Origin of the sequence: Nocardia halotolerans (assembly GCF_042650145.1) — a bacterium.
Lineage (GTDB): Bacteria > Actinomycetota > Actinomycetes > Mycobacteriales > Mycobacteriaceae > Nocardia > Nocardia halotolerans.
This window is the reverse complement of the sequence record NZ_JBHSDL010000008.1, coordinates 20,845-41,233: the sequence shown is the minus strand read 5'-3', so window position 1 is coordinate 41,233 and position 20,389 is coordinate 20,845. Positions and strand designations below refer to the sequence as shown.

At 66.4% G+C, this 20,389-nt stretch carries 20 protein-coding genes and 1 pseudogene; 7 read left to right on the top strand and 14 right to left on the bottom strand.

All coding sequences use genetic code 11. The annotated features are described in order from the left end of the window. Positions 1–60: 60 nt before the first annotated feature. Complete coding sequence (locus ACFO5K_RS08815; RefSeq protein ID WP_378558736.1) at positions 61–690, bottom strand: TetR/AcrR family transcriptional regulator; 630 nt, start codon at positions 688–690, stop codon at positions 61–63. 35 nt (positions 691–725) lie between these two features. On the opposite strand from ACFO5K_RS08815, the gene ACFO5K_RS08810 reads away from it, so the two are divergent. Beyond that, positions 726–2,153, top strand: coding sequence for a serine hydrolase domain-containing protein (locus ACFO5K_RS08810; RefSeq protein WP_378558733.1), 1,428 nt, complete (start codon positions 726–728; stop codon positions 2,151–2,153). 2 nt (positions 2,154–2,155) lie between these two features. On the opposite strand, the gene ACFO5K_RS08805 is transcribed toward ACFO5K_RS08810, so the two are convergent. Further along, positions 2,156–2,746, bottom strand: a complete 591-nt coding sequence (locus ACFO5K_RS08805) for a maleylpyruvate isomerase family mycothiol-dependent enzyme (protein ID WP_378559004.1) — start codon at positions 2,744–2,746, stop codon at positions 2,156–2,158. A 166-nt stretch (positions 2,747–2,912) separates the two neighbouring features. Between ACFO5K_RS08805 and ACFO5K_RS08800 the strand changes: the two genes are divergently transcribed. Beyond that, a complete protein-coding gene (locus tag ACFO5K_RS08800; protein ID WP_378558730.1) occupies positions 2,913–3,509 on the top strand; it encodes a DUF1707 SHOCT-like domain-containing protein in 597 nt (198 codons plus the stop codon). A gap of 70 nt (positions 3,510–3,579) precedes the next feature. Here the strand turns inward: ACFO5K_RS08800 and ACFO5K_RS08795 are convergent, their stop codons facing one another. Further along, the gene (locus tag ACFO5K_RS08795; protein ID WP_378558727.1) at positions 3,580–4,860 is read right to left on the bottom strand and encodes a helix-turn-helix domain-containing protein; all 1,281 of its coding nucleotides are present in this window, start codon (positions 4,858–4,860) and stop codon (positions 3,580–3,582) included. 161 nt (positions 4,861–5,021) lie between these two features. On the opposite strand from ACFO5K_RS08795, the gene ACFO5K_RS08790 reads away from it, so the two are divergent. The 3 genes from ACFO5K_RS08790 to ACFO5K_RS08780 all read left to right on the top strand — a co-directional run bounded on the left by ACFO5K_RS08790 (position 5,022) and on the right by ACFO5K_RS08780 (position 9,821). Beyond that, positions 5,022–6,464 carry a class I adenylate-forming enzyme family protein gene (locus tag ACFO5K_RS08790; RefSeq protein ID WP_378558722.1) on the top strand — a complete coding sequence of 481 codons (1,443 nt, stop codon included), beginning with the start codon at positions 5,022–5,024 and terminating at the stop codon, positions 6,462–6,464. 89 nt (positions 6,465–6,553) lie between these two features. After that, the gene (locus ACFO5K_RS08785) at positions 6,554–8,365 is read left to right on the top strand and encodes a DUF3556 domain-containing protein (protein ID WP_378558718.1); all 1,812 of its coding nucleotides are present in this window, start codon (positions 6,554–6,556) and stop codon (positions 8,363–8,365) included. Positions 8,366–8,408: 43 nt separating this feature from the next. After that, positions 8,409–9,821, top strand: a complete 1,413-nt coding sequence (locus ACFO5K_RS08780) for a phytoene desaturase family protein (protein ID WP_378558714.1) — start codon at positions 8,409–8,411, stop codon at positions 9,819–9,821. A gap of 52 nt (positions 9,822–9,873) precedes the next feature. Here the strand turns inward: ACFO5K_RS08780 and ACFO5K_RS08775 are convergent, their stop codons facing one another. From ACFO5K_RS08775 to ACFO5K_RS08760, 4 genes and pseudogenes are all read right to left on the bottom strand, one after another. Beyond that, entirely contained in the window at positions 9,874–10,593 is a 720-nt protein-coding gene (locus ACFO5K_RS08775; protein ID WP_378558710.1) for a hypothetical protein, read from the bottom strand. Then, a complete protein-coding gene (locus tag ACFO5K_RS08770; RefSeq protein WP_378558707.1) occupies positions 10,581–11,177 on the bottom strand; it encodes a TetR family transcriptional regulator in 597 nt (198 codons plus the stop codon). Before ACFO5K_RS08770 ends, ACFO5K_RS08775 begins: the two co-directional genes overlap by 13 nt. A 52-nt stretch (positions 11,178–11,229) precedes the next feature. Next, positions 11,230–11,349 (bottom strand): annotated as a pseudogene (locus ACFO5K_RS08765) (dihydrodipicolinate reductase); the annotation flags it as partial. A 140-nt stretch (positions 11,350–11,489) separates the two neighbouring features. Then, positions 11,490–11,831 carry a winged helix-turn-helix transcriptional regulator gene (locus tag ACFO5K_RS08760; protein ID WP_378558702.1) on the bottom strand — a complete coding sequence of 114 codons (342 nt, stop codon included), beginning with the start codon at positions 11,829–11,831 and terminating at the stop codon, positions 11,490–11,492. Between the two features lie 132 nt (positions 11,832–11,963). On the opposite strand from ACFO5K_RS08760, the gene ACFO5K_RS08755 reads away from it, so the two are divergent. Beyond that, entirely contained in the window at positions 11,964–12,617 is a 654-nt protein-coding gene (locus ACFO5K_RS08755; protein ID WP_378558699.1) for an FMN-dependent NADH-azoreductase, read from the top strand. Between the two features lie 83 nt (positions 12,618–12,700). On the opposite strand, the gene ACFO5K_RS08750 is transcribed toward ACFO5K_RS08755, so the two are convergent. Continuing rightward, positions 12,701–13,903, bottom strand: a complete 1,203-nt coding sequence (locus ACFO5K_RS08750) for a lipid-transfer protein (RefSeq protein WP_378558695.1) — start codon at positions 13,901–13,903, stop codon at positions 12,701–12,703. Then, positions 13,896–14,342 carry a Zn-ribbon domain-containing OB-fold protein gene (locus ACFO5K_RS08745; protein WP_378558693.1) on the bottom strand — a complete coding sequence of 149 codons (447 nt, stop codon included), beginning with the start codon at positions 14,340–14,342 and terminating at the stop codon, positions 13,896–13,898. Before ACFO5K_RS08745 ends, ACFO5K_RS08750 begins: the two co-directional genes overlap by 8 nt. Positions 14,343–14,464: 122 nt before the next feature. On the opposite strand from ACFO5K_RS08745, the gene ACFO5K_RS08740 reads away from it, so the two are divergent. Continuing rightward, positions 14,465–15,211 (top strand): GTP-binding protein, encoded by a 747-nt coding sequence (locus ACFO5K_RS08740; RefSeq protein WP_378558691.1) that lies wholly within the window; start codon positions 14,465–14,467, stop codon positions 15,209–15,211. 69 nt (positions 15,212–15,280) lie between these two features. On the opposite strand, the gene ACFO5K_RS08735 is transcribed toward ACFO5K_RS08740, so the two are convergent. From ACFO5K_RS08735 to ACFO5K_RS08715, 5 genes are all read right to left on the bottom strand, one after another. Beyond that, positions 15,281–16,312 (bottom strand): alpha/beta fold hydrolase, encoded by a 1,032-nt coding sequence (locus ACFO5K_RS08735; RefSeq protein ID WP_378558689.1) that lies wholly within the window; start codon positions 16,310–16,312, stop codon positions 15,281–15,283. A 186-nt stretch (positions 16,313–16,498) separates the two neighbouring features. Beyond that, a complete protein-coding gene (locus ACFO5K_RS08730) occupies positions 16,499–17,674 on the bottom strand; it encodes a hypothetical protein (RefSeq protein ID WP_378558686.1) in 1,176 nt (391 codons plus the stop codon). Between the two features lie 335 nt (positions 17,675–18,009). Then, positions 18,010–18,318: a response regulator transcription factor gene (locus tag ACFO5K_RS08725; protein WP_378558684.1), complete on the bottom strand. Its 309-nt coding sequence runs from the start codon at positions 18,316–18,318 to the stop codon at positions 18,010–18,012. Between the two features lie 37 nt (positions 18,319–18,355). Next, entirely contained in the window at positions 18,356–19,318 is a 963-nt protein-coding gene (locus ACFO5K_RS08720) for an acyltransferase domain-containing protein (protein WP_378559000.1), read from the bottom strand. A 16-nt stretch (positions 19,319–19,334) separates the two neighbouring features. Next, positions 19,335–20,387 (bottom strand): ketoacyl-ACP synthase III family protein, encoded by a 1,053-nt coding sequence (locus ACFO5K_RS08715; protein ID WP_378558680.1) that lies wholly within the window; start codon positions 20,385–20,387, stop codon positions 19,335–19,337. Positions 20,388–20,389 lie beyond the last annotated feature (2 nt).

Below are 20,389 nucleotides of genomic sequence, written 5' to 3'. Positions count from 1 at the left end.
GCAGCCGCATCCTCGGTAATCGTGGTTCTCAGGAGGCGGATCGATGGCCTCGGGTGTGTTTCAGCGGTCGAAGTGACGGCAGCGTCCGGTGAAGACGCTGTCTATGACAGGCCGCAGTACTGCCTCGATCGCCTCGGGATCGGCGGGTGCTGATTCGATCGAGACGGTGTCGGCGAGGCCGCGGGCGGTGGCGGTGATCATCGTCGCGGTGGTGGCACTGTCGACCTCAGCGTCGACTTCGCCGCATTCCTTGCCGTTCTCGATGGCGGTGGCGATCCGGTCATGCAGTTCGTGGTGTGCTCGCCGGGCCACCTGGGCGAGCTCGGGGTCGTTCAGCGACTGGGTCCACAGGCTGCGTTCGACCCGGAATTCCAGCTGCCGCTCCGGATCGAGCGGCAGTAGTTCGGTCAGGCCCGCCATCAGCATCGCCGAGATCGGCTGGCCGGCCGCTTCGCCGGTGCTGATGTGTTCGGCGACTCGGTCGGCGCTGCGGCGTAGGCAGTCCGCATACGAGAACCGCAGCAGCTCATCTTTGTTCGCGAAGTAGTGCTGGATCAGGCCGACCGAGAATCCGGCCTCGGCCGCCACTTTGCTGAACGTCACGCGCTGCAGTCCCTCGGCCGCCAGTAGCCGCTGGAAGGCGTGCATCATCGCCGAACGTCGTTGGTCATGATCGGCGACTCGGGGCATGGACAACAATATACATATATGGTTACCGTTCCAATATGACCATATTGGAACGGTGGCAGATTCTGCTGATCTCGGTACTGGTGCTCGCGGGGTGCGCGCCCGTCCCGAGCCCGGTCGCGGACGGACTGACGGGCCCGAGCGCGGGATTGGACGCGTTCGTACGTGAGCGGATGGCCGAGACCCGGATTCCGGGAGCCGCGTACGCGGTGCTCGACCGTGCCGGCATTCGACATGCCGGCACGTTCGGCACCGACGGCTCGGGCGAGCCCGTCACCCAGGCGACGCCGTTCCTGTGGGGTTCAGTGGCCAAACCCGTGACAGCTCGCCTGATCTCGACGATGGTGGCGGCAGGTGAGTTGCGTCTCGACGAGGCGGTCACCACCTATGTGCCGGCCTTCCGGACCAGAAACGATGCCTTGTCGGCACGAGTCACGCTGCGGCACTTGCTGAACCACACCAGTGGACTACCCACTTCGACCCGTCATACCGACCGCACCGATGCGGACCGCAGGCCGGGTGATGTGGTGGCTGAACTCGCACACGAGTCGCTGGCCGGTGAACCCGGCGTCACTCATCGCTATTCGAGTACGAATTACCTGCTGCTCGCGGCGGTGGTCGAGTCCGTCACCGGCCGGTTGTTCGCGGACGTGCTGGCTGAGCGCGTAACCGAACCCATCGGTATGCATACGGCCGTGCTATCCGCCGAGCGGGCCGCTGCGGTGGTTCCCGACGGGCATCGCTTCGTCTTCGGCCGTCCGATGTCGTTCGCCACACCGTTCGACCCGGCGGGAGTGGCGTACGGGTATCTGGGCGGCACGATCGAGGACCTCGCCGCTTTCGCGCGGGCCAGTCTCGGTGACGAGAGTGTGCTGGAGGCAGCGGTGCCGACCGGCGACGGTAGAGGATACGGTCTCGGCTGGCGACGATGGTCGGTCGAGGGCACCGATATCCCGATGGTCTGGCACGGCGGTGCCCTACCCGGCTATTCGTCCCAGGTGATCCTGCTGCCGGAGCACGCCGTCGTCTTCAGCGCGAACGCCTACGGAACCTTTCAGGAATCCGCTCTCCTCGATATCGGGTTCGGGATCGCGGCGCGCACAATCGGGCACGAACCCGCGCCGGCGCCGGACTCGAACTCCTACCGGACAGTTCTCGCCGGGTTCGTCGCAGCGGTGATGATCTGTCTCGCCGCGGTGATTCGCTGCATCCGGTTACTCGGGCGGCCCGCGGTGACGTCTCGACGACGAGCGGCCATCAACCTCGCTGCCTGGCTACTCGTGCTCGGTCCGGTCCTGGCAGGTCTGGGTATCGCGTTGCCCAGGAGTGTGGGTGTCGGACTACCCCAGCTCACTTTGTGGACTCCCGATATCGCGGTCTTGTTGTTCACCGTTCTTGCGCTGGGGTTACTGCTGATGCTCTTGCGTCTCGTCCTCGCGCTGCGCACTTTCGCTGCCCGTCGCTGATGTCATCGGCCGACTCCGGGGCCGGCGAGTTCGTCCGGTGAGACACGGCGCCCGGAGACGGTCAGGAGGAGCGCGAGCGCCGTGCCGCTGATTTCCGGGCCGTGCCCGATCGACAGGTCGGTGTCGGTTGCCGAGAGCCGGACCCGGGACGCCAGTTTCTTGGCTCCGCCGAAAGACTCCGGGGTACGAGTCTGCAGGCGGAGTGCTCGGACGACGGCCTCCAACGGATAGACACGGGTGAGCCCCAAGGGCCTGCGGATGTCCTCACCGTGCACGACCGCTTCGACGAGTCGGCTGTCGAGCGGGGCCGGTGGTGTCGACCTGCGCGATGCCACCTGACGTAGTCGCGCCAATGTCTCGTGCGGCGTGGCCGCACGCTCGCGTTCCACACCACGTGCGTTCTGGCGATCGAAGTCGAAACCGGCACGGACCATGCCGGCCACGAAACCGATGCGCGTCGCGCGAGCGCTGTCGACCAGGTGAGCGACGACGTGGTGCACGGTCCACCCATCACAGAGCGACGGGGTACCCCATTGCGCTTCCTCGATCACCGCGAGGTCCTCGATCAGCGCCGCACGTTCCTCGTGCACCATGGACCAGACAACGTCGTTCACGGTCGCTCCTTCGATTGATCGCAGCCTCTGCAGTAGAGACCATCCGCACGCTGGGAACTCATCGTCCGCACGGGTGTGACACCTGCCACATCGTGCCGACCTGGACCGTTATGCCCCGCCGACACGCTTCGTTAGGGTGTGTCGCATGGCCGAAGCACTCCCTGACGACGACCTACGGGTCGGCAATCCGGAGCGTGAACGCGCCATCGCATTGCTCAATGACGCGTTCTCGGCGGGGTATCTGGAGATCTCCGAGTTCGAGGAACGGTCGATGGTGGCCTACAGCGCGCGGACCCGCGGTGAGCTGCGCGGGGTGCTTGCGCAGCTTCCCGTTGCCGGGCAGTTGTTTCCCGATGCGGTCTCGCGGGCGGCTCCGGTAGTGCCCGTTCCGCTTGGCGTGCAGCCGATGGAGATCGCGGCCGATTGGACCACGGTCCGGCGCAAAGGCGTCTGGCAGGTGCCCGCGCGGATCCTCGTCACCGGTTCGTGGGGGACGATCGACCTGAATTTCGTCAATGCCGAATTCCTCGGGCCCAGTGTAGATATCGAACTTCAGGTGTCGGTGTCGACGGTCAAGTTGATGCTCGGTGCCGACCACGTGATCGACACCAGCGGTGTCGACGTGATCGGCTGGTCGAGTGTGAAGGACAAAGCGGGGCCTCCGAAACGTCTCGGCGGTCAGGTGATCCGGTTGGTCGGGGCGATCTCGGGGATGAGCGGAGTCGTCATTCGGCGGCGTTGACGCTGAGCCGGGTGCGTTGTCGAAGGACAAGCAACTTGTCGTGGTCGAGGGCCCGGGGAGGCGTGCGATGTCAGGTATCGCCGGCCACTGTCGTCTCTGCCGGCCGGCGCCGGCCACGTTGTGGCTCGGGAGGAGCCTCCGGGATTCCGAGCTGGGCGCAGGTCAGCAGGGCCACTTCGATGTCGAGTCTGCGCTCGCCGAGCGGATGTCCGAGTAGCTCTTCGGCTTTGCGTACCCGGTAATGGACGGTGTTCTTGTGGACGTGGAGCCGGGCGGCGGCGTCGGTGTAGCTACCGCGGGCATCGAGGAACGCGCGGACGGTTCTGCGTAGTCGTGCCGCTGTCTCGTCGGTGCCCATCAGGGCGCCGAGTACCCGCTCGGCCCACAGCCGCATCTCGGGTACCCGGTCGGCGAACAGGGCGGTCAACGCCACATCGGAATGGACGGTGAGGCCGTGCTCTCGCCTGTTCAGTGCGACGGCGCGGGCTTGCTGTGCGTCGCGGAAGGCCTGACGGAACCCTTCGAGGCCGGTGCCCGGATCGCCCAGGGCGATGGAAAGGTTCGGATGCGCGCGAAGATCGAGAGCGAGCTGCTCGGTGTCGAGCGCGGGCCGGGCCACCGAGGAGATCCACACCCACCGGTTGTGATCGTCGACCTCCACGGTCATCGGCGTCTTGCCGGTCGCGGCGGCCAGCAAGGCGGTGCCCGCGCGCAAGTGCGCGCGCGGATCGCGGGTTCCCGGGGGCGCCCACAGCATCGCGAACTGGTGCCAGCCGCGCAGGGAGGCCGACAGCATCTGCTCGGCCGAGCCCACATCCAAGTCGTCGGCGTCGACGACGGCGCGCACCTGCGCGGCCCGGGCAGCGTCGGTGCGCGCGTCCCAGCGGCGGCGCTCACTCTCGTAGATATCGATCAAGCCCTCGATCACTTGGTCGATATAACCGTTCACCAGGTGGGCGATGCGGGCCGCGGTGGCCATCGCGACATCGGTGGGCGGGTTCAGCTCGGCCAGCAGCGTCATCGTCCACTGGACGAACATGTTCTCGCCGAGCCGGTAGGCGCGCAGTAGTGCCTCCAGTGACAGGTCGCGCTGGGCGAAGCGGCGGGCGTACTCGGCGGCGGCGGGTGGCACGGTGATGTCATCGAGGCCGATGGCCAGGGTGAGCATGTCCAGGATCGCGGACAGGTTGGACTCGGTGCTGGCCACCATCAGCCTGCGTATTTCGTCATCGTGCCGGAATTCGGGGATGACCTCGGTGAACATCGTGATCATCGTCGGTGCCAGGTGGTCCAGGTCGGCTTTGACCCGGCTCGCCACCGCACGCACCAGTGGATCGTTGTCGTGGGCCATGGCCGCAGACAGTACATCCGCCGCTCGCGTCGGTGGCGCGGTTTGTGCCCGTGGCACAACACGTCGGCGTAACGCTGGGCTACGGGCCCGTAGTCGGCGTCGGATCGGGGCCTTACCGTGAGTGTTGTAACCCAGATCACATTTACCACCGGTGAGGAATTATGCGACACATCGCCGAATTGCCCGAGGTCAGGGCGGTTGCCGACCCACACGGACACTGCATCGCCGACGACACCGTCACACTGTCCAACACGGAATTCCACGCTCGGGTCGACGCCGCCGCGGCGGTCCTGCACTGTGCGGGCCTGCGGTCCGGCGACGTCGTCGCGATCGTGCTGCCCAACCGGGTAGACCTCGTGGTGGTCCTGTTCGCGGCCTGGCGGCTCGGTGCCGCGGTCACTCCCGTCAACCCCGGGCTCACCGACGACGACATCCGGTACCAAGTCGAAGACTCCGGCGCCGCCCTCGTCGTCGGCGAATCCGACAGGCCGGCAACCACTCTCGATATCGCCGCGCTGGCCCAGCCCGCCGGCCCTGCTGCGACCGTCGCGTCTGCCGGCGATCTCGCCCTGATCATCTACACCAGCGGCACCACGGGCAGGCCCAAGGGCGTGCAGCTCGGTCACGAGAACCTCGCCGCCATGTGCGCGATGATCATCGACGCTCTCGGCTTGAACGAGACCGACCACAGCCTGCTGATCCTGCCGCTGTTCCACGTCAACGGCATCGTGGTCAGTGTGCTGTCGCCCCTGTTGGCGGGCGGACGCACCACCATCGCCGGAAAGTTCTCCGCTTCAGGCTTTTTCGACACGGTGACGCGAATCCGGCCGACCTACTTCTCGGCGGTGCCCGCCATCTACGCGATGCTGGTGGCCCAGCCCGACGGTCCGCGCCCCGACAGCTCCTCGTTGCGCGTGGCGATCTGCGGTGCCGCGCCGATGCCCGTCGAGCTCATCGCCCGGTTCGAGCAGCGCTTCGGTGTGCCGATCGTCGAGGGATACGGTCTGTCCGAGGGAACCTGCGCATCGACCCTCAATCCGATAGCAGGCCAACGGAAGCCGGGTACTGTCGGGCTGCCCCTGCCCGGTCAGACCGTCGCGATCATGGACGACGCGGGCGTGTTGTCGGCCCCCGGTGAACCCGGCGAAGTCGTCATCCGCGGAGCGAACGTGATGCGCGGCTACCTCGGCAGGCCGACGGAGACGGCCGAGACCGTTGTGGACGGCTGGCTGCGCACCGGCGATGTCGGCTACGTCGATGCCGACGGCTACCTGGTCCTGGTCGACCGGATCAAGGACATGATCATCCGGGCGGGGGAGAACCTGTACCCCAAGGAAATCGAGAACGCACTCTATCGGCACCCCGCCGTCCACGAAGCCGCGGTCGTCGGTGTGCCCGACGCCGTGCTGGGCGAGGTGCCGGTCGCCCATGTGGTCACCGCGCCACAGGCCACGGTCACCGCCGAAGAGCTGACCGAGCACTGCCGCGCCGAACTCGCCGCGTTCAAGGTGCCCGCCGCCATCGTGTTGACCGCGGAGATGCCACGCAATCCGGTCGGCAAGATCGACAAGAAGCAGCTGCGGGTCGCGGCCGCGCGCACCTGAACAGTTCAGCACCGCATTTCAATTCGAACGAAAGACTCCTTTCGGTCGCGATCAGTCGCGCCCGGAAGCCGGAAGAAGGGGATCGAGCCATGGGATTCAAGACGGGAGACTTCCCGCCGGTGGACACCGAGAAATTCTTGGATCTGCCGTTGCGCGAACGTATACGAACACTGGCACTGCACTGGGCGGAATTCGGATTCGGTACGCCGAAGATGATCCACACCGTGTATCTCGTGAAAGTGCTCGTGCTCTACATCATCGGCGGCATCGCGATCGCGACGGCCACCTCGGGCACCGGACCGTTCTGGGATGTGGCGCAGTGGTGGAACCAGCCCGTCGTCTACCAGAAGCTGGTCCTGTGGACGGTGCTGCTCGAAGCGATCGGCGTCGCGGGCTCGTGGGGCCCGCTGGCGGGCAAGTTCAAGCCGATGACGGGTGGCATCGGGTACTTCGCCCGACGGGGAAGTATCCGATTGCGGCCCTGGTACCGGGTACCGTTCACCAACGGTGATTCGCGTACCACTGTCGACGTGGTCCTCTACCTCGGCTTTCTCGCCTCGCTGGTGATCGCCCTGGTCGCGCCGGGGCGGACCACCGCAGCACTGCTGGAAGCGCTGCCCGACAACACTTCCGGGCTGGTCCGGCCGGTGCTGCTGATCGCGCCGATCGTGCTCTACATCCTGTGCGGTCTGCGAGACAAGACGATCTTCCTGGCGGCTCGCGGCGAACAGTATCTGCCCGCGTTGCTGTTCTTCGCGGTGTTGCCGTTCACCGACATGATCATCGCGGCCAAGCTGCTGATCGTGATCGTGTGGGTCGGCGCGGGTGCCTCCAAGTTCGGCAAGCACTTCGCCAATGTGGTGCCCCCGATGGTGTCCAACAGTCCGGCGATGCCGTTCCGGTCGATCAAACGCGCCCATTACCGCGACTTCCCGCGCGACATCCGACCGTCGCGGGTGGCGGCGTTCATGGCCCATGTCGGTGGTACCGCGGTCGAGGTGGTCACCCCGATCGTGTTGCTGTTCTCGACGAACCACTGGCTGACGCTGGCAGGTGTCGCGATGATGGTGATCTTCCACCTTTTCATTACCTCCACCTTCCCGCTGGCCGTGCCACTGGAGTGGAACATCCTGTTCGCCTACCTCACGGTGTTCTTGTTCCTCGGTTTCCCGAATTCGGCGGGCTACGGGGTTTTCGACATGTCCTCGCCATGGCTGACGGTGGCGATCGCGGCCGGACTGGCCTTCTTCCCCGTCCTCGGCAATCTGCGCCCGGACCTGGTGTCGTTCCTGCCGTCGATGCGTCAATACGCGGGCAACTGGGCCTCGGCGCTGTGGGCCTTCGCGCCGGGGGCCGAGGCGAAGCTCAACACCATCGCGCACCGGCCCGCCGACAACCAGGTCGACCAGCTGCTGGCCATGGGCTACCCGCCGGCAGTCGCTGAGATCACCATGCAGCAGACCATCGCCTGGCGGTCCATGCACAGTCAGGGCCGGGGCCTGTTCTCCCTGCTGTACAAGCATCTGCCCGATATCGACCGCTGGACCGTGCGCGAAGCCGAGTTCGCCTGCAACTCGCTGATCGGCTTCAACTTCGGCGACGGCCACCTGCACAACCTCGACCTGATCGACGCCGTCCAAGCACGGGTCGGGTTCGCTCCGGGAGAATGGGTCGTGGTGTGGGTGGAGTCGCAACCGGTACACAAGAGCACGCAGCAGTACATGGTGGTCGACGCGGCACTGGGCGTCCTCGAACGCGGAACATGGGAGGTGGCCGACGCGGTCGAGGCGATGCCGTGGCTGCCGGACGGTCCCATTCCGCACACCGTGACCTGGCGGCGGGCAGACGTCACCGGCGCGGTCACCGCACCGTACGAGGACGTGGTGGTTCCGGCCGAATAGCCCGAGTACCGGAGATCATCTCGAACAACAGAAAGGCAAGTCGATGACAACGGCGACAGTGGTCGGCAGCGGCCCCAACGGCCTGGCCGCGGCGATCACGCTGGCCCGAGCGGGCGTGGAGGTGACGGTCCTCGAAGCGGCCGACACGATCGGCGGCGGCACCCGCTCTAGCGAGGCGATCCTGCCCGGCCTGCTGCACGACCACTGCTCGGCCGTCCACCCGATGGCCGTGGGCTCGCCGTTCCTGCGGGCCGTCGACCTGCAACGGTACGGATTGCGTTGGGCGTCGGCGGAGCTCGATTGCGTTCACCCGCTCGACGACGGCACTGCCGCAGTGCTGCACCGCTCGGTCGCCGAGACCGCCACGGGGCTGGGCGCCGATGAACGACTGTGGCGAAGACTTTTCGAGCGCCCGGTAGCGAACTACGACCGGTTCGGCGCCGACATCATGCGCCCACTGTTGCGGATCCCTCGGCACCCGATCCACTTGGCACGCTTCGGTATTCCGGCGACCGCACCCGCGACGCTGCTGGCGCGAGCGTTCCGCACCGAGGCCGGACGGGCACTGTTCGGCGGCGTCGCCGCACATGCCTTCCATCCGCTCGAGCGCCCGCTGAGCGCCAGTATCGGGCTCGGCATTCTGACGGCGGGACACCGATTCGGGTGGGCGGTGGCGGTCGGCGGGTCCCAGCAGATCGCCGACAGCATGGTCGCGGTACTGGCCGACCATGGCGGAAAGGTCGAGACCGGCGTCCACGTACGCTCTGTCGCTGACCTACCGCCGTCCGACATCACCGTCTGGGACCTGGCCCCGACGGCGGTCGCGGAAATCCTCGGTGACCGGCTCCCCGCCCGAATCGCGCGTTCTTACCGCCGATTCCGCTACGGGCCCGGCGCTTTCAAGGTCGACTTCGCCGTCGAGGGCGGCATCCCGTGGGTGGCCGAGGCTGCCCGCCGCGCGGGCACAGTGCACCTGGGTGGTTCCTTCGCCGAGATCGCCGCGGGTGAACGCGCCATCCACGCGGGCCGAATGCCGCAGCGCCCCTTCGTCCTGGTAGGCCAGCAATACCTCGCCGACCCTCAGCGATCCGCGGGCTCGGTACATCCCGTCTGGACCTACGCTCACGTCCCTAATGGCTACACCGGTGATGCCACCGAAGCGATCATCGCCCAGATCCAACGTTTCGCGCCAGGCTTCCGAGACCGCATAATCGGCCGGTCCACCCGCACCACAACAGAATTCGCCGACTACAACCCGAACTACGTCGGCGGCAACATCATGACCGGCGCCAAGGACATCCCTCAGCTCGTGTTCGGCCCGCGAAAGACCCTGCAGCCCTACGACACCGGCGTCCGCGGCCACTACATCTGCTCGGCAGCGACCCCACCCGGCCCCGGCGCGCACGGTATGTGCGGGGCCAACGCGGCCGAACGAGCACTACGGCGTGTGCGCTGAAAAGGGCAGTTCCTCGGTGCGCTCGCGAAGGAGAAGTAGCGATTCCGAGGCGTTACCGGAGGAACCCGTAGGAGTCGGTGTTGATCAGGATGATGCTGGCGACAATGCCCCATGCCGGTGCGAAGATCCACAGGCTGTTCGTTCCGCCGATGAACAGCGCGAGGTTGCGTCTGGTGTGCCCGACGTACTCTTTGTTGAAGAAGTAGGCCGCGTAGTAGATGACCGTGCCGTAGAACATCATCCAGAAGACGATCAGGCCCACGATCCCCAGCGTGCGCGCCGGCACGATGTCGAAGGTGAGACCGTAGATGAACAGCAGCGACGGGATCAGTGTCACGTACCCGTTGCCGGAGTCCACCCAGAACCCGAACGACTTCCGGTTGGCGTAGGCGGGATCGAACAGCGAGTACGACGACCAGACCTGCGCCCAGGTACTGGGGCGCAGGATCTCACGGACCCGGATACGGGCGGTGAAGAAGTCGATCACCCGGTCGAGTTCGCGTCCGCGGTACTCCTCGACGAATTGCTCGTGCTGGCGCTCGATCAGGGAGATGCGCAGATTCAGCGAGATCTCCCACAGCGCGATCATCACGTTGATCCACGTGAAGGTGACCAGAATGATCTGCCCCACGTTGAGGCCGTATCGCGCGAAATGCAGGGAAATGGGTACCGCGGCGCCGACTACGACGAACGCGGCGACCACCATCCAGACACGGAGAACACCGGCGCCGCGCACAGGGTGTGCCGCCGTGGATTCGGTTACTTCCAGCATTGGGTTCTGGTTCCTTCGAAAGCTTGTTCGGTGAGCTGATGCAGGGTGGGGTCACGAGGATCGTCGTTGTCGAGCCAGCGCAAGAAGGCGAACTCGGCGGCGGCGAGCACGGTGTGGACTAGCAGGCCGGGCCGGATGTCCTCGTCGGGTCGCGCGCCCATCCGGTCGCCGACGAGTTCGGTCAGCTGCGCGCGCTCGGACCGGCCGACCACCGACACTCGGTCGAGCGCCTGCGGTGCGGTGCGAATCGCGGTGCGCCAGTAGTCCAATGCCTCCTCCTCGGCGACGAAGGCCTGGCTCCACCGCAGGCTCGCCTGGCACAGCGCTTCTTCGGCCGACTCATTGCGAGGCCGCGCCTGCAGGTTGGCGACGATGGCCGCGCCGGCCCGGCGGAGAATGCCGAGCAGCAGGTCCTCTTTGCTGGTCACATACCGAAAGTAGGTGCTGTGCCCGACACCCGCGGTCGCCGCGATCTCCTGGGTGGTCACCGCGTCGAAACCGCGCTCGGCGAACAGTCGCACTGCCGCCCGTTGAATGTCCGCACGGATCTGTGCCTTCTGCCGGTCCCGCAACGATTCACTCACGCGCGACCCACCTTCGGCGCCATCACCGAGAGCACCAGCGGATGCAGGTCGGTCGTACGCTCTCGGCTTCGGAATGGACATAGCAACTGACCAGGTCCAGCTCGGGATGAGCCTGCACCGCCTCGATCGCCGCCTTGCCGACTCCGCCGGTGGCCCACTGGACTACTCGCAACGTGTGCCCTCCTTAGAGGTAGTACCTCTTAATGAGAGATAGACTCTCACAAGAGGGCAGGGCACCGCAACGGATGGTTGTTTCCAGGTCGAAACGGCTCTGCTCAGCGTTTCCGGAGGACTACGAGGCGGTCGGGGTGTCTATCCGGCCTGACGGAGTTGTTCCCGGTACTGCTCGCCCCAGGTCTCCATCAGCAGGATGATCGGGACGAGACCGCGGCCGAAGTCGGTCAGCTCGTACTCGACCCGGGGTGGGACCTCCGGATACACGGTGCGGGTGAGTACACCGTCGCGCTCGAGTTCGCGCAGTTGCGCGGTGAGCATTCGCTGGGTCACGTGCGGCATGGCGCGGCGCATCTCGTTGAACCGCGCCGCTCCCTCGCTCAGCCGGAAGATGATCATGCCCTTCCATTTGCCGCCGATCACATCGAGGGTGACCTCGACCGGGCAGTCGAAATCGAGATCCTGCTTACGTGTCGCCATGCCACATCCTCGTCTCACCGGCAAAGGTATGGAAAAGGGTACCGGGTTACAGAAATGTGCGTTCTTACGCTGATGTTCGCCGTCGGGCAGGCTCGGTGTCACAAGCCGACACAGTCCCGACAGGAGTTTCAGATGGCCCAGCTACTTCAGCTCGATGCCAGCCCGCGCCGGTCGCGCTCCCACACTCGCACGCTGGTCGCCGAGTTCGTCGCGCGCTGGAGCGAGGGCCGGCCCGGCGACCGGGTGATCCGCCGCGACCTCGGCCACGAACCGCCTCCGCACATCACCGAGGACTGGATCGCCGCCGCCTTCACCCCACCGAGCCGGCGCACCCCACCGATGCGCGCGGCCCTGGCCTACAGCGACCAGTTGGTGGACGAGCTGTTCGCCGCCGACGTGCTGGTGCTCGGAGTTCCCATGTACAACTTCGGGGTTCCGGCGATGCTGAAGGCCTACATCGACCAGATCGTTCGGGTCGGGCGCACCTTCTCCTTCGACCCGGCGGCCGCGGCACCGTACACACCACTCACCTCGGGCAAGCGTGCCTTCGTCATCGTCGGCACCGGCGACGCCGGTTACGAGACGGGCGGTCCGCTGGCGAGCATGAATCACGTCGAACCGTACTTGCGCACGGCGCTGGGTTTCATCGGCATCGACGACGTCGAGTTCGTCTACACGGGCAACGACGAATTCGGCGGGGAGCGCCTACAGCGGTCTCTCGAACGCGCCCGAAACCGGGTAGCCGACCTGACAGGCGAGCGGCAAGCAGCCGAGGTAGCGGGCTGAAGCGACGGCGCCGGTGCGGGTGATCACCGAAACCCCTGATAGGGACCGGGGTATCGGTGAGCCGACCTCGATGATGTGGTGGGTCAGCGCGTGGCGATGATGGCCGATCCGTGGCCGAAGAGACCTTGGTTCACCGCGATGCCCGCTCGGGCGTTGTCCACCTGGCGGCCCTCGGCCCGGCCGCGCAGCTGCCAGGTGAGCTCGCAGATCTGGGAGATGGCCTGTGCGGGGATGGCTTCGCCGAAGCAGGCCAGACCGCCGCTGGGATTCACCGGGATTCGTCCGCCCAATGTCGTTGCGCCACTGCGCAGCAGAGATTCTGCCGCACCTGTCTCGCAGAGCCCGATGTCTTCGTACCAGTCCAGTTCCAGCGCGGTGGACAGGTCATAGACCTCCGCCAGGGACAGGTCTTCGGGACCGAGACCGGCCTCTTCATAGGCGGCGTGCGCGATGGCCGACCGGAACGTGCGCGACGGTGGCTCGACGGCCACGGCCGAATCCGTCGAGAAATCCGGCAGATCGAGCACGGTCTTGGGGAACGTCGGCGTGACCGTCGACAGCGCTGAGATACGCACCGGATCGGCGATGCCGTGACGACGGGCGTAATCCATCGACGTGAGCACCACAGCGGCGCCACCGTCACTGGTCGCGCAGATGTCGAGCAACCGCAGGGGGTCCGACACGATCGCCGAGGCGGAGATCTCCTCGACCGAGACTTCCTTGCGGTAGCGGGCATTCGGGTTGTTCAGGCCGTGCCGGGAGTTCTTCACCTTGACGGCGGCGAAGTCGTCGAGCGTGGCACCGTGCAACGCCATCCGGCGACGGGCGTACAGCGCGAAATAGATGGGGTTGGTGGCGCCGAGCAGGTGGAAGCGAAGCCAGTCCGGGTCGTCGCGGCGCTCGCCACCGACCGGCTGGAAGAAGCCCTTCGGTGTGGTATCCGCGCCGACCACCAGCGCGACCTCGCACAGTCCGGCCAGGATCTGCGCACGCGCGTTGGCGATGGCCTGCGCACCGGAGGCACAGGCGGCGTAGCTACTCGAGATCTGCGCACCCGACCAGCCGAGCGCCTGGGCGAAAGTCGCCCCCGAGACGAAACCGGGGTACCCGTTGCGGATGGTGTCCGCGCCGGCGATGTAGCCGACGTCGCGGTGGTTCAACCCGGCATCGGCCAGCGCCGCCCGCGCCGCCACCAGACCGTATTCGACGAAATTGCGGCCCCACTTGCCCCACGGGTGCATGCCCGCACCGAGGACGGCGATGTCGCGATTGTTCGTATCAGTCATTGACCGGCCTCCACATCCACACCGTGTGCTCGGCGTCGTCGTCCTCGTACAGCGTGCCGACGGTCAGTTCGACCGGCATGCCGACGGCCAGGTCGTCCACCGTGAGGCCGCGCACGACCTGCCCGAGAATCACCATCTGCTCGACCTCGAGCTCCACCGCCGCGACGATGTAGGGCACGAACGGATCGGCCGAGACGTAGGGCGCGGGCGGCTTGTACCGCGCGTCCGCGTACGACCAGATCCGCCCGCGTGTGGAGAACAGGTACTCGACCAGCTCGGTGCCGTCGTGGGTGCCTGTGCACTTCGGGTTGCGGCAGGCCAGGGTGTTCTTCGGGAAGTACGGCGTGCCGCAGTCATTGCAGCGGGTTCCTTTGAGGCGTACCTGGCCGTCGTCCGCAGTGAACCAGTCAGCCACGGCGGGGCGTTGTTCTTTCTGCACGTGGCCGACGGTATAGGAACACGTTCTACTTTGGGGCGGAATTCCGTTCCAGAGCTGCTCGGTCGCAGGTACGGTGGGCGCATCGGGGATGCGATGACGTCGATCTGGAGTACCGCAACGCGATGGGCACCAAAGCAATTGACCCGCAGTCGGTCCGCAACGTCACGATCATCGGCGATCCGGCCGGGGCGACACAGGTGGTCCACCGCCTGCGCCGATGTTTCGGCGACACGGAGAACACGGTCCACTGGTCGACGGACGGTGTCGAACACACGATTCGCGTCGCCGCGCTGTCGAGCGATGCCCGCATCGCCGACCTGGAACGCTGCATCCGCGTAGCCGACGGGGTCATCGTGGTCGTGAACGCCGCCGCGCACAGCACCCCGCGGCTGGAAACCATGTTGCGAGTCGCCGACGACCACCAGGTCGCCCGTCTGTGCCTGGTCAACGGACTCGATCAACCCGCCGCTGACTTCGACCGCTGTGTCCGCACGGTCGCCGACACTCGCGGGGCAGCGCCGCTGGTACTGCAGGTCCCGGCCGGCACCGGCACCGAGTTCGACGGCGCCATCGAACTGGTTTCGCCGGCGGCGCTCGCGGCTGTCGGAATCCCTGGGGAACCCGCCGGACGCTGGTGCCGGGCCCTCGTCGAGGCACTGACCGAACCAGACCCCGCGGAGCTGGGCTCGCTCACCCTTCGGGACCTGCACAACCGCATCCGCCGCCGCACCCGCAACGGCGACATCGTGCCCATCCTGTGCGTCGCTCCCCTCGCGAGCGACGACATCGCCCCACTCCTGGACGCCGTCGTCCGCTACCTGCCGTCGCCCTTGGACGTCTGCCAGCCAGAACACGCCCTCGACTACTGACCGCCTCGTCTCGGAGACCGTTCAGGGGCGTCCCGGCGGGCGTCGGCCGACGTGCACACCGCCGGCCGCTCAGTCATCGAGGAATTCCAGCAGTTCCGCGGTGACGAACTGCGGGTTCTCCTCGACGAGCCAGTGCCCGGCGTTGGGCACATCCACCGCGCGCACGATGTTCGTCAGCCGGCCGGCCGTGCTCGCCCGCACCGGTTCGACCTGTCCCTGCGCCGTCAGGAGCAGGGTCGGAACGGGTGTCGGGGCCGCCGCGGCCGAATCGCGGACGTCCTGGTCGAGGGTCCGGTACAGCTCGAAACCGCCCGTCAGGTTCTCCGGGCGGGCGTAGGTCCTCGCGTACTCGTCGATATCGGCGTCGGTGAACGGCGACTGCTGTGAGGTGCCGCCGAAAGCCGTTCCGCCGTAGGAGACCTGGGGGTAGAACAGGGCGAGGTAGTCACGGACATCGTCGCCGACCACCGCTTCGGGAACCCTCGGCTGGGAGTGGAAAGCGATGTGCCAGCTCATCGAACGGTAGGTGGCCGCATCGACCGCGGGCCCCGGCAGTGGCAGGTCGAGGTAGCCGAGGCTCGCGGTGTCGTCGGGGAACTGACTCGCGTAGTGAAACGCGACCGCCGCGCCGAAGTCGTGTCCGATGACCCGCGCGTCGCGCACCCCGAGCCGATCGGCCACGAGGGTGTGGACGTAGCGCGCCAGGCCGGCCTTGCTGTAGTCGCTCGGTGAGCCGGTGCTGTCGCCCAATCCGGGCAGGTCGACGGCGTAGACGGTGTGCTTCTCGGCCAGCGCGGGCATGATCTCCCACCAGCCGTACCAGGTCTGCGGCCAGCCGTGGATCAGCACCACCGGTGTGCCGCTGCCACCGGTCACGTAGTGCATACGAACACCGTCGACATCGGCGAATTCGTGCCGGAAGGTCTTGTCGAAGTCCGGATCACCCTTGGTCGCAACAGCATACGAGGGCACCTCTTCGCCCGTGGTGTCGGTGGCGCACGCCGCGGAGCTGAGCGTGAGCACCGTGGCGACCGCGGTGATCCCCACCGCGCGGGCGTATCGACGCATGCGTCTTGTCGTGAATCGAGCTGTGATGATCATCGTTGCTTCCTGTGGTTTCGGGGATTTGTTCCGTCCCACAACCTTTCCCGGGACGACCACAACTCGACAACGAACCTTGCCGCTCCAGCAAATCCTGCGGAAATAACGGCGATCGAGATCAGTCGGTCTCTGGGGCAGGCAAGAACATTCGAACAACGATGTGAGCAAAGGAGTTGGGCCGATCGGTCAACTCTGGTCGAGGTAACGGTCGACGGCCGTACCCACGGCCCGAGCGACGATCGCCAACGCTGCGGGGGAAGTAGTGTCGGCAGGGGTGTCGGCCGGGGTGTGAAAGGCCGGGGTGATCCCGACGAACGACATCAATGGTGCCGGGCTCGCATCAGCCCACAGCTCACCTTCACCGAACCACTTAGGGGGGTTGAGGATCGGTGCCAGTCCCGCAGTGGCCAGTGCCTGCTCGACCGGGCCGTATCGAACCTCGTCCATCCTGACGAACAATGAACGCCCGACGTTCGGGATGTGGTGCGGATCGGTGACCGACGGCGCGAGTTCGACGGGGCCCTCGGGTGTTTTCCGAACGCCGAGCGCGACATTGGCGCCCAGGTGCACGATCAGTGCCGGATCCAACTCGAAGGTGCGTAGATAGTGCTCCAGACCGATGTGGTGCAGGATCTCGTGTCCAGGTGCGCCGACCACGACCACCGGGCGTTGCCCGGCGAATCGCTCGGCGAGGGCGAACGCGACGGCGATACCGGTCGCGCGTTCGGCCGCGCAACCGAACCAGCCACTGAGCGGTGTCGCCAGCAGGAGCGGCTTGGCATCGGCGTTGTCCGCGGCGGCGAAGGTGGCGATCACGTTCGTACTCGAGCCCGCGACGACGTCGGCGGAGAAACGCAGGCGGACCGGCTTGGATGCGAGGTCATCGGCCACCCGACCGGGGACCAGGACCACCGGCATCCGGCCGACAACGGTGGGATAGCGGTTCGGCAGCACGAGCTGACCCAGCGGGTTGAGGGTCGCGATCACCGCGGCCGGCGCCCCCGCGTTCTCGGCGGTGGTGATCGCGGCATCGAGTTCGTCGGAGGTGCGGTCGCCCTCGGTGGCGTGCACGGCGGCCGTACTCGGGAAGTCGGTGTCGAGCACGCCGACGCTCTGGTAATACAGCGCTTCCGACTCGACGAGCTCGCCACCGATGGTCACCTGGGTGTTCGGGGCGTATCGGTCGAAGGTGAACGACTGGTATTCGATGCTCGCGCCGAGGCGAGTCAGTTCATCGGCGAACAGCGCGATGGTGTCGTGGTCGACATCGGTGCCGGTGCGATGCTCGCCCATTCCCGCGTAATTCTCGACGAACTCGTAGAGCCGCGTTCCGTCGGCCCATGACGCCTGTGTCGAACTCATCTGGTTGCCTCCGTGCTCGAATTTCTCGGATGGGAAGGTCGATGGATCACGCGGTGAGCAGAGATTTCAGGCACCCGACCAGACCGGCCGACGTGGCATCAAGGGTCCGGGAGCCGGCGCCCAGCCTCTGGAGGCTATCGCACGTAGATGGCGTAGACGGTGGTGAGGCGGGGTGACCACTTGCTGCGTGGGCGGTGGAACCAGACCGGGACGAGCGAACCGTGGCGCACCATGCAGTGCCCTGTCACCATCCATCTACCGATTCGACTCTGCCGTTGTCACCGTCGACTACGGAGGCTTCGCCGCAGCCGTGGAGCCCGACGGCTTGGCGTCGGTCATCGGCGTTCACGGCGTATGCCTTTACTGGGCGACCCGGTACACCAGCCTGCCTGGGCGGCTCGGACACCGGCTTCGAACCTGCTGCGCGCGCCGAGAGAGGCCATGAGCCGCGCAGTTATTCGCCGAACGGTGCGTTCGGACAAACACATCCGGCGAGCGATTGCCGCATCGGTGCAGCCTTCCATCAATAGTTCGATGAGTAAGCGTTCGCGATGCCCGAGCCGTAGTGTGCCCACGTTGGGGTTCGACTGTTCGGTGGGTGCTTGGATATCCGTACCGGGGTGCCAGACTGAAATATCGACCATGAGTGACTCCGTAATCAGCATCGACGCCGAGCTGTCCTCAGCGCGGAAGCTGGAAGAGGGTGCTGAGTGACGCGAAAGCCGCGGCGGCGGTTCTCCAGTCGCCGTCGCCGATGCCGGGTCGCGCGGGGGAGACCGCCACTACAGGAACGCGCCCTTCGCGCACGGCAGGGTGACGGAGCGCGAGCATGGACAGGCCACGCCCCGGGCCGACCTCGACGCAGATCAGATCGTTGTAACTGGCCATCAGCTTGTCGAGGGTCGGCCAGAACCGCACCGTGTCGACGGGTTGGCGTACCCAGTAGTCACGATCTGTCGCGGTTCGCTCGTCCAGCGGGTCGGTTGTGTAGCACGAAAAGACCGGTATCCGGGGCGGCCTCGGATTCGTAGATCGAAGGTAGGCCGCGCTGCCCGCGGCTGCGGGCGCCAAGACAGGACTGTGGAAGGCCGTGAGGGATGGCACGCGTCGGCTTGCCTTCCCGGCCGTTCGCAGTTCAGCGGCGATGACGTCGAGTTCAGCACTTGGTCCTGCGAGGATGGTCTGTTTCGGCGCGTTGACCGCTGCGACCGCGGTCAACTGCGAGAGATATCGCTCGACCTCATCGACCGCCGCGGCGACCGCGAGCATCCCGCCCGGCGGCGCGTCGGCCAGCCGCCGCACACGGTCGAGGACTATGCCCACGGCCTCTTGCAGCGAGAAGATCTCGGCGAATACGGCGGCCACCATCTCACCGATACTGTGCCCGATGAGAACGTCAGGTCGAAACCCCCAGTTCATAACCATGCGGCCGAGTGCATAGTCGACGGCGAACAAGAGCGGCTGAGCGCGCGTTACATGGTCGATGGGAACAGCGGGTTCTTCAGCGCGCCAGTCGTCGCACATCCGTCCGCCGTCGGCACCGATAGCCTCGAAGACCTCGTCCATGGCACAGGTGAAGGTCGGCTCGCGTCGATACAGGTCGGCGGCCATCCGCGTATACTGCGAACCCTGGCCGGGGAACATCATTGCCAGTGTTGGGCTATTCATCGGGTCTGCTCTCAGAGTTGTCCACCCACGGTGGGCGTTCCACGATTTCGACTACGGCGCAGGACCAACTGAAGCCGGCACCGACACTGACCAACAGGCAGAGGTCTCCTGGCCCGACGGCGCCGGTGGTGACGAGGTGGTCGAGTCCGGCGATCGGGTCACCGGCGCCGAGGTGACCGATGGTGCGACTCCACGACCATGTGGTGATCGCTGGATCGATGTCGAATTGGGCGAGAACGCCGGCCTTGATGCGTCGCCATCCCATGTGCGGCAACGAGATTCGCGCAATCTGCGCGAGTTCGACATCGGCAGCGGCGAGGGCGCCGAACAGTGCGGCCTTCTGGCCTGCTGCGACCCGTGCGGCACTGAAGGCACGACCTCGGGCGGCGACGAACTCACGCTTGTGTGCCTCGAGATCGACGACCGGCTGATCGGTCGGAGTCGGAGCCCCGCCCGGCCCGCCGGCTCTGTGCATGCCCTCCAATTCCGGGTCGGAGACGGTGTGGACACTGCGCACAATCGCGAAGCCGGCGCGGCGCGAGACGATGAGTGCTGTTCCGCCGTCCGCATAGACGGTTCCTGGGTCGCTGCGCCAGCGGTCGAACCCGGGTGGACTCATGCGGTCACCGCTGGTGATGAGCGCGCTGTCGCGCTCGCCGGATGCGGTGAGGTAGGCACTGGCCAACTCCAACGCCGCCATTGCGCCGTTCGACACCTGACGGATCTCCATCGCGGGGCAGTGGTTTCCGACCGCCACCCGCTGGATGTAGGACGCGGGAGACCACAGGTGGTGTCCCTGGAAATAGAGGTTGGCGTGCAGGATCAGATCGATGCGCTCGGGGGCGATACTCGCGCGGTCGAGTGCGGTGGCCGCGGCGAGCGCGGCCATTTCCGGTCCGGATTCCTTCTCCGCGACGGTGACCGACACCATGTCGGTCGCCGCGGCCAGGCCCGCTTCGCACTCGCCGCGCGCGACGGCGTGTGCTGTTGTCACCACCGGTGGCAGCCAGGTCGCGCAACCGGCGATGTAGAGTTCGCCACTCATCT